Source organism: Erythrobacter sp. NFXS35 (assembly GCF_040148725.1).
Classification (GTDB): Bacteria; Pseudomonadota; Alphaproteobacteria; order Sphingomonadales; family Sphingomonadaceae; genus Erythrobacter.
The window spans coordinates 117,781-134,119 of record NZ_JAGDEB010000001.1 but is presented as its reverse complement, the minus strand read 5'-3'; the positions used below and the strand labels follow the sequence as shown (position 1 = coordinate 134,119).

13 protein-coding genes and 1 pseudogene are annotated in these 16,339 nt (G+C 63.8%); 8 read left to right on the top strand and 6 right to left on the bottom strand.

Annotated features, from left to right (window positions below):
* Position 1 precedes the first annotated feature (1 nt).
* Positions 2-1,321 carry a bifunctional folylpolyglutamate synthase/dihydrofolate synthase gene (locus J3454_RS00670; RefSeq protein WP_349511837.1) on the top strand — a complete coding sequence of 440 codons (1,320 nt, stop codon included), beginning with the start codon at positions 2-4 and terminating at the stop codon, positions 1,319-1,321.
* Between the two features lie 6 nt (positions 1,322-1,327).
* Here the strand turns inward: J3454_RS00670 and J3454_RS00665 are convergent, their stop codons facing one another.
* Positions 1,328-3,043 (bottom strand): AmpG family muropeptide MFS transporter, encoded by a 1,716-nt coding sequence (locus J3454_RS00665; RefSeq protein WP_349511836.1) that lies wholly within the window; start codon positions 3,041-3,043, stop codon positions 1,328-1,330.
* A 72-nt stretch (positions 3,044-3,115) separates the two neighbouring features.
* On the opposite strand from J3454_RS00665, the gene J3454_RS00660 reads away from it, so the two are divergent.
* The 3 genes and pseudogenes from J3454_RS00660 to rsmD all read left to right on the top strand — a co-directional run bounded on the left by J3454_RS00660 (position 3,116) and on the right by rsmD (position 5,962).
* On the top strand, positions 3,116-4,294 hold the full coding sequence (locus J3454_RS00660; protein ID WP_349511835.1) for an aromatic ring-hydroxylating oxygenase subunit alpha: 1,179 nt from the start codon (positions 3,116-3,118) through the stop codon (positions 4,292-4,294).
* A gap of 28 nt (positions 4,295-4,322) precedes the next feature.
* Positions 4,323-5,081, top strand: a pseudogene (locus tag J3454_RS00655) (pseudouridine synthase); the annotation flags it as partial.
* Positions 5,082-5,386: 305 nt separating this feature from the next.
* Positions 5,387-5,962, top strand: coding sequence for a 16S rRNA (guanine(966)-N(2))-methyltransferase RsmD (rsmD, locus tag J3454_RS00650; protein WP_349511834.1), 576 nt, complete (start codon positions 5,387-5,389; stop codon positions 5,960-5,962).
* A 2-nt stretch (positions 5,963-5,964) separates the two neighbouring features.
* On the opposite strand, the gene J3454_RS00645 is transcribed toward rsmD, so the two are convergent.
* Positions 5,965-6,339 (bottom strand): hypothetical protein, encoded by a 375-nt coding sequence (locus J3454_RS00645; RefSeq protein ID WP_349511833.1) that lies wholly within the window; start codon positions 6,337-6,339, stop codon positions 5,965-5,967.
* A 359-nt stretch (positions 6,340-6,698) separates the two neighbouring features.
* Between J3454_RS00645 and J3454_RS00640 the strand changes: the two genes are divergently transcribed.
* Positions 6,699-9,005: an ATP-dependent helicase gene (locus J3454_RS00640; protein WP_349511832.1), complete on the top strand. Its 2,307-nt coding sequence runs from the start codon at positions 6,699-6,701 to the stop codon at positions 9,003-9,005.
* Here the strand turns inward: J3454_RS00640 and J3454_RS00635 are convergent.
* The 3 genes from J3454_RS00635 to J3454_RS00625 all read right to left on the bottom strand — a co-directional run bounded on the left by J3454_RS00635 (position 9,002) and on the right by J3454_RS00625 (position 12,249).
* Entirely contained in the window at positions 9,002-9,826 is an 825-nt protein-coding gene (locus tag J3454_RS00635; RefSeq protein ID WP_349511831.1) for a sterol desaturase family protein, read from the bottom strand. The two genes, J3454_RS00640 and J3454_RS00635, sit on opposite strands and share 4 nt — an antisense overlap.
* Before the next feature lie 66 nt (positions 9,827-9,892).
* Positions 9,893-11,359 (bottom strand): DEAD/DEAH box helicase, encoded by a 1,467-nt coding sequence (locus J3454_RS00630; RefSeq protein ID WP_349511830.1) that lies wholly within the window; start codon positions 11,357-11,359, stop codon positions 9,893-9,895.
* Positions 11,360-11,502: 143 nt separating this feature from the next.
* Positions 11,503-12,249 (bottom strand): hypothetical protein, encoded by a 747-nt coding sequence (locus J3454_RS00625; protein ID WP_349511829.1) that lies wholly within the window; start codon positions 12,247-12,249, stop codon positions 11,503-11,505.
* Between J3454_RS00625 and J3454_RS00620 the strand changes: the two genes are divergently transcribed.
* Together J3454_RS00620 and J3454_RS00615 are read left to right on the top strand one after the other, a co-directional pair.
* Positions 12,239-13,693: an FAD-binding oxidoreductase gene (locus tag J3454_RS00620; RefSeq protein WP_349511828.1), complete on the top strand. Its 1,455-nt coding sequence runs from the start codon at positions 12,239-12,241 to the stop codon at positions 13,691-13,693. The genes J3454_RS00625 and J3454_RS00620 overlap by 11 nt on opposite strands.
* Positions 13,694-13,780: 87 nt before the next feature.
* A complete protein-coding gene (locus tag J3454_RS00615; protein ID WP_349511827.1) occupies positions 13,781-14,572 on the top strand; it encodes a SapC family protein in 792 nt (263 codons plus the stop codon).
* Positions 14,573-14,797: 225 nt separating this feature from the next.
* Here J3454_RS00615 and J3454_RS00610 read toward each other — a convergent pair whose 3' ends face one another.
* Positions 14,798-15,787, bottom strand: coding sequence for an N-formylglutamate amidohydrolase (locus J3454_RS00610; protein ID WP_349511826.1), 990 nt, complete (start codon positions 15,785-15,787; stop codon positions 14,798-14,800).
* Between the two features lie 126 nt (positions 15,788-15,913).
* Here J3454_RS00610 and cpdR point away from each other — a divergent pair, with 126 nt between their 5' ends.
* Entirely contained in the window at positions 15,914-16,291 is a 378-nt protein-coding gene (cpdR, locus tag J3454_RS00605; RefSeq protein ID WP_349511825.1) for a cell cycle two-component system response regulator CpdR, read from the top strand.
* Positions 16,292-16,339: the final 48 nt, after the last annotated feature.

Sequence of the window (16,339 nt, the reverse complement as noted above, 5' to 3'; positions counted from 1 at the left end):
CGTGAAGCCGCTCGATTTCGGCCGTTCCGACGATCCGGCGGTTCAGGCGCAGCTTGACCGGCTGAGCGCGCTCAGCGTGCCGCAAGGACGGCTCGGGCTGGAGACGATCAGCGCATTGCTGGAGCGCCTCGGCAATCCGCACCGCAAGCTGCCGCCAGTGTTTCATGTCGCGGGCACCAACGGCAAGGGATCGACCTGCGCTTTCTTGCGGGCGATGCTGGAGGCGCAAGGCTACCGCGTCCATGTCACCACCAGCCCCCACCTGGTGCGCTATAATGAACGCATCCGGTTGGCAGGAGAACTGATCTCCGATGTGGAACTGGCGGCCGTGCTCGCAGAGGTGCTCGATACAGGTGCCGACCTCGGCCCCAGCTTCTTCGAAGTCACCATCGCCGCCGCCTTCCTCGCGTTCAGCCGCACGCCAGCAGACGCCTGTGTGGTCGAAGTCGGCATGGGCGGTCGGTTCGATGCGACCAACGTGCTGGAGCCTGATGCGCTCGCCGCCTGCGGAATCGCGGCGCTGGGTCTCGACCACGAACGGTTTCTGCTGGCGCCTGAGGAGGGCGTGCCGCTGGAGCCGATGGCGCGGATTGCGTTCGAGAAAGCTGGGATTGCGAAGGCTGGTGTGCCGCTGGTAACGATGGGAGATCACCATCTCCCGCAATCGAAGGCCGCAATCGAAACGGTCGCCGCAAAGATTGGTGCTCCGCTATTTCCTTGTGGGCTTTATGGTGCGTGGGCGGCCAAGCCGACCGGGAACAACACCGTGTTGGTCTATGGCGAGGGGCAGGCTTGCTACTTCCAAGCACAGCTGGGCCTGCCGGGGCGGCATCAGGTGCACAATGCCGGTCTCGCGGTCGCGATGCTGCGGTTCCAGAACAAGGTGCAGGTCAGTCAAGACGCGATGAAGGCAGGGTTGGTTATTGCCCGCTGGCCTGCGCGGATGCAGCGCCTCGCCCCCGGCCCGCTGACGGGCACGCGCGAAGTGTGGCTCGATGGCGGGCATAACCCGCAGGCGGGCGCAATGCTCGGCGTGCACTTTGCTGGCCAGCGGCTGCATCTGGTGATCGGCATGATCGAGGGCAAAGACCCCGCTGCGATAACCGGCCCGCTGGCATCCGCTATTCACAGCATCATCGCCGTACCGGTGCCGGGGCATGACTGGCACCCGGCTGAAGCGTTTGGGCGCGAGGCCCGCCCCGCGCCCGACCTTCCCTCAGCTATCGCAATGCTGCCCGACGACGGCAATCCGATCCTCGTCGCAGGCTCGCTCTACCTCGCGGGCGAGGCTCTCAGACTGAACGACGAATTGCCCGATTAGACGCTGCTATTCGGCAGGCTGCACCTGCGGCGTTACAACTCCCGCAGCCCGTCCGAACCGCGCCTGACGGTACCATTCGGCAAGGCACAGCGCGACCGCGAGAAATCCGATCAGCGTCGTCAGCACGAAGACATCGAAATAGCCCTGATCCTCGATCATCTCGCCCAGCGCCCCCCGCCCCAGCGTCCCCACCAGCAATGTCAGTGATGACAGCAGCGCATATTGCACCGCGCTGTACTGCTTCGACACGATCGACGAGAGCCACGCGACATAGGCCGCTCCGGCAATGCCGATGGCGAGGTTTTCGAACATTACAGTGAAGGTGAGCTTGGCCAGCGCCGGGCTGCCGATCACGGGCACCTGCATGATTGCCCAGGTAAACCCGATCGCATCGCTCGCCGCCTGCATCCGCGCCCCGCCGACGGCAAGATCGGCGTAGAGCAGGTTCGTCAGCGCCGCGAGCAGCGCGCCAAGCGTCAGCGTCAGCATCCGCCCCAGCTTTGTCAGCAGATAGCCGCCTAGCGCCAGCCCGGCGATAATCGCGCCGACGCCGAAGAACTTTGAGGCGAAAGCGACCTCGTCATTGGTGTAGTTCAACTCGCCCAGATAGAACGGGTAGGCGAAGGTTCCCCAGATCGCATCGCAGATACGGTAGGTAAGTACCAGCGCGAGGATCAGAACGAGGCTCCATCCCATCCGACCGACGAACTCGACCAGCGGCAGCACCAGCGCGCGGTAAAGGTGGTCCATCGCAAAGCCAGCGCCGCGCGCGGGCGGCGCATCTTCGGCGAGCAGGTTGGTCCCGTCGCGCTTCTGCGCCGCCAGCCAGCCTGCGACCAATGCGGGCAGCACCACCGTTGCCACAATGATCCACGGTCCCCAGTTGAGCGTGAACTCGGTCGGATTGGGGCGTTGGTCGGGCGGAAAGGCCAGCGACATGACCATGAAGGTCAGCACCACGCCAATCGCCGCGGCCCACAGCACCCCCACCAGTGCCAGCGCGCGTGCGCGGATTTCCGGGCGCAATTCGCCTGCGCTGCGCAACGCCAGCAACTGCGCATCCGAAGCTGCGTCATCGTCGACATTGCCTACCTTGTTGTCGGGCGCGAATAGTCCGAGAGCGCCGATGCCGAGCAGGATCACACCCATCAGCGCGTATGTTTCCGGCCAGCCGATCCGCGCCGCGATGATCAGACCGAATGCGCCGCCCACCAGTGCGGCAAGCCGATAGCCCATCTGGTAAACGGTCGAGAGGATATCCAGCGTCGCCTTCTCGTCCGCCACATCGATCCGCCAGGCGTTGATGGCGATATCTTGCGTGGCAGAGGCGAACGCACCAATGCCGGCCAGCAGCGAAAACCAGCCGAGCTGGCTGACCGGATCGAGCAGGCTGAGCGTGACGAGAATTCCGCCAAGCAGCAATTGCGCAGGCACCATCCACTGCTTGCGCCGTCCCAACCGCGAAAACCCCGCGATATTGACCTTATCGATCAGCGGCGACCACAGGAACTGGAAGGCATAGGCCAGCCCGATCAGCGAAAAAACGCCCATCGTTTCCAGATCGACCTCGGCCTCGGACAGCCACGCATACAGCGTGCCTAGGAACAGCGAGAACGGCAACCCACTGGCAAAGCCGAACAACGCCATGAATCCCGTCTTGCGCTGGCCCATCGCGCGAAAGACCGCGCTCCAGCCGGGCTTGTCGCCTTGCGCCTCAGCCATCAATTTCGATCCTTGTTCTCATCGCCATTTGCCTGCACCATTAGGCCCGCAGGAGAGGATGAGCAAAGAGCGATGAACGCCCCCACAACAGATATGCCCGATTTGCGCCCGACCGAGGGGCAACTCGCGCTGGCCGAGGCAATCCGCACAGGTAGCGCCAAGGTCGCTGGCGGTATCCAGACCGTGCCTGCCAGCAATTATACCTGCCCCGATCACTTTGCGCGCGAGAAGGCGGCATTATTCGACCGGTTGCCGCAGGTGCTCTGCCCGTCGGCGCTCCTGCCTGATCCCGGCATGGCGGTGCCGCACGACGCGACGGGTCGCCCGCTGTTGATCACCCGCGACAATGACGGCACCGCGCACGTTTTCCTCAACGTCTGCCGCCACCGCGGCACGCGGCTGGTCGAGGGCAGTGAAGTGCAGTGCGCAAAGCGGCTGGTGTGCCCCTATCACGCGTGGACATACCGGCTCGATGGCGGCTTGCTCGCCCTGCCCCGGCCCGAGACTTTTCCCGGTCTCGACAAGGCCGATCACGGTCTGGTCGAACTGCCCAATTTCGAGGCAGGAGGCCTGATATGGTTCGCGCCGCAGAACCCCGCCGATTTCAGCGCTGCCCAAAAATTAGGCAGTGATCTTGCCGCGTTCGGGATGCCGGATGCACACCTGTTCAGGCGCAAGCTGCACACGGTCAAAGGCAACTGGAAGCTGATCATGGATGCTTTCCTCGAAAGCTACCATGTCACGCGCCTGCATGCGGCCACCATTGGCCCTTTTTTCAAGGACGGGATCACCGCAGGCGACCAGATCGGGCCGCACCAGCGATCGGCCGTCGGGCGGCTGGAGGATATGGCGGGCCTCGACCTTACTAATATGCGCGAGCTGCGCCGGGTCGTGACGTTCGCCTACCAGTTGCTGCCCGCCACGATCATCGTTCCCAGCCCGGATTACGTGAACGTGATGGTGCTTATGCCGCAGTCACATGATCTGACGCTGGTCGAGGACTTCATGCTGATTCCGGAGGCACCGCAGACCGAAAAGGCGCAGGCCCATTGGGAGCGGAGCTGGAGTCTGCTCGATGGCGGGGTGTTCGCCTCGGAGGATTTCCGCGCGGCCGAACTGGGCCAGCAGGGACTGCAGTCTGGCGCGGTCGACCATCTCACGCTCGGCACGTTGGAAGGCGGAATTGCGCGGTTCGACCAGATCGTCAGTGAAGCCCTGCGGGCGGCGAACCAGACTGCCCCCCATTGCTAAGGCGCGGTCGGGAACCTAAGGGCGCTTGATGCCGACCGCCCCGCCCCGCTCCGATAACCGCCCCGAAGGCGACCGCATCGCCAAGCTGCTCGCCCGCGCAGGTGTCGCCAGCCGCCGCGAGATCGAACGTATGATCGCCGAGGGCCGCGTGGCGCTGGACGGCAAGGTGCTGGATACGCCGGCGACGATCCTTCCGAACCTCGCCGGTGTGAGCGTTGACGGCAAACCCGTGACCGCCGCCGAGCCGACGCGATTGTTCGCGTTTCACAAGCCCGCCGGGCTGATCACTGCCGAGCGCGATCCTGCGGGCCGGCCGACGATCTATACCGCGCTGCGGAACGCCCTGCCCAAGGACACCGGGCGGCTGGTGCCGATCGGGCGGCTCGATCTCAACACCGAAGGGCTGCTGCTGCTGACCAATGATGGCGGGCTTAAGCGCATGATGGAGCTGCCATCGTCGCTCGTCCCGCGCACCTACCGCGCTCGTGCGTTCGGCGTAGTTACGCAAAGCCAGCTCGAAGACCTGATGGACGGGGTGGAGATCGAAGGCGTGCGCTACGGCTCGATCGACGCCAATCTCGAACGCAGTTCAGGCCGCAATCTGTGGGTAGAAATGACCATCACCGAAGGCAAGAACCGCGAAGTACGCCGCGTGCTCGAACATCTCGGCCTGAAGGTCAATCGCCTGATCCGCACCGGATACGGCCCGTTCAACTTGGGCGATCTGCCGCGTGGTCAGGCGGTGGAGCTAACCGGGAAGCCCGTGGCGCGGTTCCTGTCCGAGATGACCGGCGTACCAATCCCGCGCGGCGGGGTGAAAAAGGCGGACAAGGAAGCCGTCGCGGTTAAGCCGCCGCGTCCTGCCCGCCCCCCGGCACGCAAAGGTCCGGCTGCGCGCCCAGCCCCGCGCAAAGCCGCCGATGACCCGTCGTTTCCCCGTAAACCTGCCAAGGCTGCTGATACAGCCAGGCCGGCAACCGCAGCCGCCCCGCGCAAGAGGCCCGATGGTTCGGGCAAACCGCGTGGCGGCTCCGGCTCGAAATCGCGCAAGCGGACACCGCCCACCCGCAATGCTCCGCGTGGACCGCGTTCATGAGGATTGTCGCAGGCGAATGGCGCGGGCGAAAGCTGATCGCGCCCAAGGGTGAAGCTACCCGGCCGACCGCCGACCGGATGCGCGAGACACTGTTCTCGATGCTGACCAGCCGCCTCGGCAGTTTCGAGCATCTCACCGTCGCCGATCTGTTCGCCGGATCGGGCGCGCTGGGACTGGAGGCCTTATCACGGGGCGCGGCCACCTGCCTGTTCGTTGAGCAGGATCGCGATGCGCTCGCCGCTATCCGCACCAACATTGCATCGGTCGGTGCCGGGCTGCGGGCGCGTATCGAGGCCGGATCGGTCACACAATTGCGTGCGGCCACGGCCCCGCTTGACCTGATTCTGGTCGATCCGCCCTACCGCAGCGGCGCAGGCGAGGTTGGACTCGACCGGCTGCTGCGACTGGGCTGGATCGGGGCGGAAACGTGGATCTCGCTCGAGACCGCAGGCACCGAAGACGTCGCCATCAAAGGTCTTGAAGTCGAAAGCCAGCGTCGGGTCGGCAAAGGCAAGCTTACGCTGTTGCGCTTGGCTGCTGCCGATGCCGACCCGAAGGCCCCGGAAGCGTAATTCTAGCTGCGCGAGGGATCCATCTGCGCCTCGATCTGCGCCCAGATGGATTCGCGCTGCTGTTCGGGCATGTTGCTGAGTTTGACCTTGTCGGAATCGGCCAAAGCCCAGAACATGCTCTGCCGCTCGGGCGTAAGCGACCAGAAATAGTCCTGCGTTGCGGCAGGCCACTGCTTGAATGAGGCCTGCTTTTCCGCTGGCCAGGCCGCCATCAGGCTTTGCTGCTCGGCATTGGTCAGCGAAGTGCCCTGTTCGGTCATCGGCCGGGACATGGGCGGCGCAGCGCGGCGCTGCTGCATGGGCTGCTGTGGATTGCTCCGGGTCATCGGCGGGGTTTGCTGCATCGCCGTTCCGGGCGCTGTCGATTGTTCCGGCATGTGCTGAGCCGATACCATAGCAGGGGCCACTGCAAGAGTTGCAGCGATTCCAGCAAGGGCCATATTATTCAGATGCTTGTGCATGGTGGTTCTCCACAAAAGGTTTGCCCCAAGCATTGACGAACGCAAAGTCGAACCCGGCGGGTCAGTCCCCTGCCCGCCGGAAGCCCCTGATTAGGGCGACGGCAGCGAAGGAGGCAATGCAGGCAAGGGTCCGGGCATCCCGGTGCGGCCACGCCCGAACGGGAACCGACGCAGAAAAACGGTAGGCTGAATTCCGCTTGCTGCCTCTCCGGGGCAAATCGTCGCTTCGCGGCTTGCCCGTAACGCCATTGTTCCCTACCTGTTCACATGAACCGATGAGTACCAACCTGCCCTCCCCTGCGCCGCAGCGCGCTCCGATGCCCGCCTATGCTGCGCAGTTGAACCCGCCGCAGCGCGCCGCCGTGCTCGCTACGGAAGGACCGGTGCTCATGCTGGCGGGCGCGGGTACGGGTAAGACAGCGGCGCTGACCGCGCGGCTTGCGCATCTGGTGGCGACGCGCCGCGCATACCCCTCGCAAATTCTGTGCGTGACCTTCACCAACAAGGCCGCCCGCGAAATGCGCGAGCGGGTGGCGCATCATCTCGGCCCCGGCGCGGAGGGCATTCCATGGCTCGGCACGTTTCATTCGATCTGCGCCAAGATGCTGCGCCGCCATGCAGAACTGGTGGGATTGCAGCACAATTACACCATCATCGACACCGACGATCAGATCCGCTTGCTGAAACAACTGATCACCGAAGCTGATCTTGATGAGAAACGCTGGCCCGCGCGCCAACTCGCAGGGCTGATCGACCGGTGGAAGAACCGCGGCCTGAACCCCGCCGATCTCGATGCGGCGGAGAACGAGGCCTATGCCAATGGCAAGGGTGCGGCGCTCTACACGCGCTATCAGGAGCGATTGAAGGCGCTGAACGCCTGTGATTTCGGCGACCTGATGCTCCATATGCTCAACATCCTGCGCGGACACCATGATATCCTGGCCGATTACCAGCGCCGCTTCCGTTACATCATGGTGGACGAATATCAGGACACCAACGCGGTGCAGTATCTATGGCTGCGACTTCTGGCGCAGGAGCACAAGAATATCTGCGTCGTGGGGGACGACGACCAGTCGATCTATTCCTGGCGCGGAGCCGAAGTTGCCAATATCCTACGGTTCGAAAAAGATTTTCCCGGCACCGAGGTGATCCGGCTGGAACAGAACTACCGCTCCACCCCGCACATCCTCGGCGCGGCGGCCGGGCTGATCCGCGCCAATTCGCAGCGCCACGACAAGACATTGTGGACCGAGGTGAGCGGCGGCGACAAAGTCAAGGTTATCGGCGTATGGGACGCGCCCGAGGAAGCCCGCCGGGTGGGCGAGGCGATTGAGCGGCTGGAAGGCGAAGGCGCACCGCTCGACAAGGTCGCCATCCTTGTGCGCGCGCAATACCAGACTCGCGAGTTTGAGGATCGCTTCATCCAGATCGGGGTGAATTATCGAATCATCGGGGGTTTCCGCTTCTACGAACGCGCCGAAATACGTGATGCGCTGGCATATCTCAGGGTGATCGCCCAACCGCAGGACGATCTGGCGTTCGAGCGCATCCACAATGTCCCCAAACGCGGGCTTGGTGCCAAGGCTTTGGAGAAGATGCACCAGCACGCGCGCCGCATGGGCCTGCCGCTGGCGGCGGCGGCGCTGCAACTGGCCGACAGCGATGAGCTTCCGGCGCGTGCGGCGAACACCATCGGCGGATTGATGCGGCAGTTCCTGCACTGGCGCGAGGCTGTCGAAACGCTAACCCCCGCAGACCTGCTGCGGCTGGTGCTGGAGGAATCGGGCTACAGCGCGATGCTGGCTGCCGATCGATCGCCGGAAAGCGCTGGGCGCGCCGAAAACCTTTCGGAACTCGCGCGGGCGATGGAGGATTACGAAAGCCTCGGCGATTTCCTCGAACACGTCAGTCTTGTCATGGACAATGACCGCGCCGACGATGGCGAGCGGGTGACGATCATGACGATTCACGCGGCCAAGGGGCTGGAATTCGACAACATCTTCTGCGTCGGTTGGGAGGAAGGCGTGTTCCCGTCGCAACGCGCGATCGACGAAGGCGGGCTGGCAAGCCTTGAGGAGGAGCGCCGCCTCGCCTACGTCGCGATCACTCGCGCACGGCGACGCTGCACAATTCTTCATGCCGCCAACCGCCGGATCTACGGCCAGTGGACCAGCAGCATTCCTAGCCGTTTCATTGAAGAACTGCCCGAAGAACACATCGAGCAGGAAACGACGCTTACCGGCGGGGCAAGCCTGTGGCGGGCCAACTGGAGCGAGCAGGAAGACCCCTTCGCCCACGTTGCCCGCGACCGGCCCGAACGCGCCCAGACTCGCGGACCCGGCTGGCAGCGGGCGCTCGCATCCGGCTATGACACACGGCCTGTACGTTTGCGCGAAAATACACGCTCCGCTGCCAGTTTCGCAGCACCCGCACGCAGCGATGTCGCGATCGGCGCGATGGTCAACCACGACAAGTTCGGCACCGGGTGCGTGATCGATCAGGAAGGCAACAAGCTGACCATCATGTTCGAGGACGCTGGCGAGAAGCGCGTGCTGGATAGTTTCGTGAAGGTGGTGGGTTAAAGCGCCGGTGTCTCGTTAACCGTTCGCGCTTTCGCGCGCCGGTAGCGTGCTTCGAAAGGCCGCAGCAGCTCGCCCGCCACGTCGCGGGTGCCTTCAACGATGCCGGTTTCGCAATTCAGATAGGGCGCCGGGTCGGTATAGGTGCCGAACAATCGGTCCCACAGCGTGATGGTATTACCGTAATTCGCTCCCATCAGCGTCTCATCACGGATGTGGTGCAGGCGGTGTGCGGCGGGCGAGATCATGATCTGGCCGAATGCGCCCAAGGTCCAAGGCACATCGGCGTGGATGAAGTAACCCCATCCGGTCCGCACCAGCGCCGCTCCCGCGATCGCCCAGATGGGCAGGCCTAGCAGTAAAACCGGGATCAGATCGATCAACAGACTGAGAAATTCGCCCAGCGGGTGCTTTCGTCGCAAAGTCAGCCAATTCATCTGCTCGTCGGCGTGGTGGGTCGCGTGAAACCGCCATAATTCCGGACCGTGCTCGAAACGGTGGCGCCAATAGGCGGCCAAATCGATCAACATGATAGCCGCTATCAGTGCCACAGCAGCAGGCAAGCCGGTCCAGAATTCGATCAGGGCAGGAACGCGCGGAATTACATCCCGGAATGCTGCCAGCGGAACCGCAACCAGCGGGACAACAACCATTCCGTTGACCAGCAATAGCCCGAGATTGGTGACGATTTCCGGACGAGCGCGTTTCAGGCCCTCCAAAGCCCGCCGTCTCTTCAGCACCAAAGCAAGCAGCACGAAGAACGGGGCGACGATGATCAGCCCCTTGAAGGTGGCAATTGCCGCTTGGAGAAAGCTTTCCAGCACGCGGCGGCAATAGCGTCGCAACCACCAAGAAAAGGTTAAGCCCGGACGCCGCCGGACAGAATCTGGTCAGCCGAAGCCGTTGTCGAGGAAGGCCGGGCGCGGACCGTTCCATTCACCGGGAGGCACGGGCGCCTCGTCCTCGTTATCACGGCGGCGCGGCTTGCGTTCAGCGGGTGCAGCAGCAACCCGATCAGTGCCTTGCCCGGCCTTTTCCCGGCGGGGCCGAGCGGCACGCACGGTCGGTTCGGCGCGTTCTTCACGCGGCGACCGGACTTCGTCGGCGCTTTCTTCGCGCGGGGCGCCCCTGGCGCGGCGCGGCTTGCGTTCAGGGCGCCGGGAACGCGCTTCTTCTTCAGTCGGCGCATCGGCTTCGGCGGCGTCGGCCTTGGCGATCGCCGCGGAGAGGTCGACCCGGACATCATCCTTGCCGAAGGTCTTGATCGCGCTACCTGTCAACTTCTCGACATTGCCGATTGCTTCGGCGTCTTCTTCGGACACGAAGGTGAACGCCCGCCCCTTGGCGCCGGCGCGGCCCGTACGGCCGATGCGGTGGACGTAATCGTCCGGGTGCCAAGGGGTATCGTAATTGAAGACGTGGCTCACGCCCTTGATGTCCAGCCCGCGCGCGGCAACGTCCGACGCGACGAGGATATTGACCTCGCCCGCCTTGAAACGGTCAAGCTCCTTGATCCGGCTCGACTGGTCCATGTCACCGTGAATCTCGCTCGAGCGGAAGCCGAACCTGGTCAGGCTCTGGTTCAGGTCGCGCACCGTCGTCTTGCGGTTGGCAAAGATGATCGCGGTCTCGACCAGGTCATTCTCCAGGAACCAGCGCAACGTATCCTTCTTCGCCCGCGACTTTACCGGCACCTTGAAGGCGGTAATATCGGCATTGGTCGAGGCGGCGCGGCTGACTTCGATCCGCTTGGGATTGTTCAGGAACTTCTTCGACAGCTTCTCGATCGGCGGCGGCATCGTGGCCGAGAAAAGCATCGTCTGACGGGTTTCGGGCAGCTTGGAGCAGATGAACTCGATATCGGGGATGAACCCCATGTCGAGCATCCGGTCGGCCTCGTCGATCACCAGCAGCTCGCAGCCGTTGAGCATGATCTTGCCGCGCTCGAACAGATCCATCAGGCGTCCGGGTGTGGCGATCAGCACGTCAACCCCGTCGGACAGCGCCTTCAACTGGTCGCCCATCTGCACGCCGCCGATCAACAGCGCCATTTTCAGATCATGGTTCTTGCCGTATTTCTCGAAATTCTCGGCCACCTGCGCGGCCAATTCGCGCGTCGGTTCGAGGATAAGCGAGCGCGGCATCAATGCCCGGCGGCGGCCCGACGCCATCACATCGATCATCGGCAGCACGAAGCTGGCGGTCTTGCCAGTGCCGGTCTGGGCAATGCCGATCAGATCGCGCATCATCAGCACGGTGGGTATCGCCTGCGCCTGAATGGCGGTCGGCGTTGTATAGCCCGCGTCCTCAACGGCTTTGAGCAATTCGGGCGAAAGGCCGAGATCGGCGAAGGTCATGCGGTGTGTGGTGTCCGGGTAAGCGGGCAGGGTTGCTGCCGTGATTGCTGGCCAACGCGCGCAAACAGCGTCGCACGGCCCCGGCGGCTTTCTCTCAATCCGCCGCGAAAGTCAAGGAAACGCAGCCATCGCGAACCGGTGCATCACTCGTCCGCTGCGACCAGTTGGCGCATGGCTTCGACCTCGCAACGGACGCCGGTGCGTGATTGCAGCTTGTCCCGGTCGACGCAAAGCCGGCCGTCCTTGTTCTTTTCAACATAGAACCCGGAATAGAAATCCCGCGCCCGGCACGACTTTTCAAGATTGACCGAGATCATCCGCTGATCGCGCAGGAACAGCACCAGCCGGTTGCCGCTGCCAGTCTGCACGCCCGCTATACCATCGAGGGGCACGCACTTTTCTTTGCGCGCCTCCTCGAACCGGGGAGCGATCGCGCGCTGGGGAAGCTCGGCCAGCATGTTCTGACGTGCGGCTGACTGCCGCGGCGCAATCCTTACAACCACGCGCTGTTCGATCCGCACCTGGCGAGCGGTCTGGGATGCGCGCAGTGTCGAGAGCGGGTTGACCTTCGGCTCGCCCTGCAGTGCAACAGCATCGCATTGCAGCGCGGACCAACGCTCCCGGCCAGCGGCAGATTCGCCGTGCTCCGGCAGCACCGCGCCCACAGCCATCGGCAGCAGCAGCGTTGCAGGCGCTGTCAGGGCAAGCAGGCTGGGCATGGCTAGAAAAATCTCTCCTCGAAGGGCGGGATCGTGCTGCAACTGGCGGGAGCGAGCGCCGTCTGCCCTAACGGCGGCAATTGAACCGTGCCTTAACTGGACGACAGCCAAGCGCAAAACCGCTGGCGCATTTGCAATGGACTGTGGCAGGGGAGCAACAATGCAGACCACCGTTCACGCCCGCACTTTTCTCGATGAAGCGGCAAGGCTGCTCGGCCCGCGGGGGATCACCACCGATCCAGAACGGATGGATGGATGGCTGACCGACTGGCGCGGGCGCTACACGGGGCGCGCGCTGGCAATGGCATCTCCCGCGACCACGCAGGAAGTCGCCAAGCTAGTCGGCCTTTGTGCCGCGCACCGTGTGCCGATTGTCCCGCAAGGCGGCAATAGCGGGATGGCGGGCGGCGCCACCCCAGACGAAACCGGCAATGCGCTGCTGCTGAGCCTCAGGCGAATGAACCGGATTCGCAGCTTCGACGCCGATGCCGGGCAGATCGTATGTGAGGCAGGCGTCATCCTTCAGCATCTGCATGACACCGCGCAAGAAGCCGGTATGCGGTTCCCGCTGACGCTCGGGGGCAAAGGCTCGGCCACCATCGGCGGGCTGGTTTCGACCAATGCGGGCGGCACGCAGGTGCTGCGCCACGGCACAATGCGTACGCAGGTGCTGGGGCTGGAAGCCGTGCTAGCGAACGGCGAGGTGTTCGACGCCCTCACTCCGCTCAAGAAGGACAATCGCGGGTTTGATCTGAAGCAGTTGCTGATCGGTTCCGAAGGCACCTTGGGGATTGTCACCGCGGTGACGCTCAGGCTGTTGCCCGCGCCCGTCGGACGGGTGACGGCTTGGGCGGGCCTTGCATCGATCACTTCTGCACGCAGCCTGTTGCGCCGCGTGGAGCTCGATCTGGGCGAGGCGCTCGAAGGCTTCGAAGTGGTGCCCGCCCACTGCCTTGACAGCGTGCTGGCTCACCAGCCGTCCGCACGCGCGCCCTTAACCGACCGGCACGCATGGAACGCGCTGATCGAATGTGTCTCCGCCAGCAACGACAGCGCCGCTTTGCGCGAACGGCTCGAAATCAGCCTCGCCGCAGCGCTCGATGAGGGGCTATTCGCAGACGCGGTGATTGCCGCGAATGACCGTCAGGGCGAGGATTTCTGGCACTTGCGGGATTCGATCTCGGCTGCTGAACGCGCATTGGGCCCGGCTATGCAGCACGATATCTCCGTGCCCGTGGAAAAGATGCCCGAATTCATCCTTGCTGCCAGCCCGCTGATCGAGGCGGAGTTTCCCGGCACCTGCGCCGTCGCTTTCGGACATCTGGGGGACGGTAACGTGCATTTTCATGTCCTTGCGCCCGCCGGAGCCACGCGCGGAACATGGGAAGAAACGCAAGGCAAGGCGGTCAGCGCGCGGGTTCATGACCTGGTGAGCGAATGGGGAGGTTCGATCAGTGCCGAACACGGGATCGGCCAGATGAAGGTGGCGGAACTTGCCCGCTTGCATGATCCGGTGGCGCTGGCGATGATGACCAGCGTCAAGCAGGCGCTCGATCCGATGGGCCTGCTCAACCCGGGCAAGCTGTTGATGTCTACCCCTGCGGCTTGCACCTGAAGCCGCAAAAGCCTACAGGCGCCGCGTCCGGCGGGGGGAGCCTGCCGCAGGGATCACCCGCAACTGATTTTTTCCGGAGACGAAACCATGGCCAGCGCGCCGCAACCGCAACTTCCGCTGTTCTACAAAGACCTGCTTCCGCTCAACAGTCGCGACCATTCCGATTGGAAGGTCGGGACGGCAGAGGGTGCAGCGTTCCTTGCCCAGACCCACGCGGTTCCGCTGACCAGCGACGAATTCATCGATGCCCAGCGCAATTACCCGATCGTGTTCACCGCAGGCGACAATCCGCTTCCGATCGCGCTGTTCGGCCTGAATGAAGGCGTGAACACCTTCATGGATGAAAACAACAAGCTGACCAGCCAGGTCTATGTTCCGGCCTATGTTCGGCGTTACCCGTTCATGCTGGCCCGCCTGCGGCCGGATGCGGACGATCTCTCGCTTTGCTTCGATCCGACCGTCGATTTCATCAGCAAGCGCGATGAAGGCATTGCCTTCTTCAACGATAAGGCCGAGCCGACCGAATACACGCAAGGCGTGCTCGAATTCTGCCGCCGTTTCGAAGAAGCCGGTCAGCGCACCAAGGCGTTCATGGACGAATTGGCCAAGCTCGACATCCTGATGGACGGCGAGATCGCGATCACCCGCAACGATAAGCCCGACACCCCGTTCGTCTATCGCGGCTTCCGCATGGTGGACGAAGCCAAGCTGCGCGAACTGCCGATCGAAACGCTGGATGCGTTGAACAAGAACGGGATGCTGATCCTGATCCACGCCCACCTGTTCTCGCTGAACCTGATGCGGACGCTGTTCGAGCGGCAGATGGCGCTTGGCAAGGTGCCGGTGTCGCAGACGGCACCGCAGGGCGCGCTTAACTGAGCGCACGGCTCGTCGCACTGCGGCAAGCTTGCATCGCATGATTTAGGGATGACGGGCGGCACCGGTTGAAACGGGCCGCCCGTTTCCTATTTCGGGGTTGTCGGCGGCGTTCTCCCTCATGCGTCCGCCGACGAGGCGCTAAAAAGCGCAATCCCCTGAACCTTGACCACCCCGTGCAATCCCCCCTCATGCATCGGGGTGGTTCGTTGTGCCCTGCTCCGGCGGCTATTCGGCCGCCTGCAACAGGTCACTGCCTCCGCCGAGCAAAGAGGTCTCTGCCCCGGTTTCCCGCACCAGCGATGCAAGCAGGCTCGCCATCGATGCCAACCCGGCGCCCGGCTCGGCCAAGCGGTGGTCAAGATAGGTCGTGCGGCACACCTCAACCTGCATCGCGTGGACTCCGGTCTGGGGAGAACCGTGACGATCAAGCACATAGCCGCCCGAATAGGGCCGGTTTTGCGCGGCGGCGCACCCCCGCGCTTCGAAATGACGCAGTGCGCTGGCCATCAGCCCGTGATGGCAGGTGATTCCGAACCTGTCGCCCAGAACGATCTGCGGCGCTTCGTCCTCGCCCTCGGCGGCGCGCAGCGGAGGCATCGAGTGCAGATCGATCAGCAAAGCTGCGCCCCAATCGGCACGAATCCGGGCGAGTTCGCCGGCAAGAAAGGCGTGATAGGCGCGGTGAATCCCGGCTATTCGCGCTGTCAGCTCAGTGCGCGCAATCCGCCCGCGCCAGATCTCGCCCGAGCCCGGCAGGCGCCGCGGCACCAGTCCCAGCCCGCTGCGCGCGCGGCGATTGCAGGCAGGTCCGCTCTGCGACTGCGGCGACAGATTTTCGGGTCGTCCGCCTTCGACCATGTCCCAATCAATGTCGTCCTCGGCCCGGTTCAGATCGAGCAGCGCGCGGGGCGCATGCGCGATCAGCAGGCCCGCCCCGGTGGCTTTGGCGATTGCGATGCCGAGCCGGTCGACAAAGCGATCCTCCAGCCGCAATTGCGCTGCCAGCGGATCGCGCATCCGGGCTGTCACCTGCGGTGGATAGGCACGGCCCGCGTGCGGCACGGCCACCAGCACGGGCAGGCGCATCCGTCGTGGCACGACGAAACTATACGCCGGAACATCGTCCAGTCCCGGCACCCGCCCTCCGCTCACGCGTAGTTCGTCGCCTTGCGGAAAGGCGGCAGGTTCGTGGGTACCGGGCGGTGAGAGAGGCATCTGGGCAAATGTGCTGAAGCTTTTGCGTCTGTCTGTCAAAGCCTGATGCCGCACACCGGTGCCCTCCACCGGTGTTTCGCAGCTGCGGACAAAGATTTCTTAAGCCGGCCATGTTAGTTGCCGTTCATGACCGGAACCAATGCCCCGCACATCCTGCTCGCCGAAGATGAAGAGGCGATGCGCACCTATCTCGAACGCGCGCTGACCAATGCCGGTTACCGTGTGAGTGCGGTCGATCGCGGCACCGAGGCCATTCCCCTGCTCGAAACCGGCGACTTCGATCTGCTGCTGTCCGACATCGTCATGCCCGAAATGGACGGCATCGAACTGGCGCAGCGCTGCGCCGAAATATCTCCGCACACCAAAGTGATGTTCATCACCGGCTTTGCCGCGGTATCGTTACGGGCGAGCCGCGAACAGCCGAGCGCACGAGTGCTATCCAAACCGTTCCACCTGCGCGATCTGGTGCTGGAAGTGGAGCGGGCATTCGAGGAGGCCGGTTAAGCCTGCCCGAATCACTTGCACCCTGATCGGTGCTGCGGTAATGGCCGC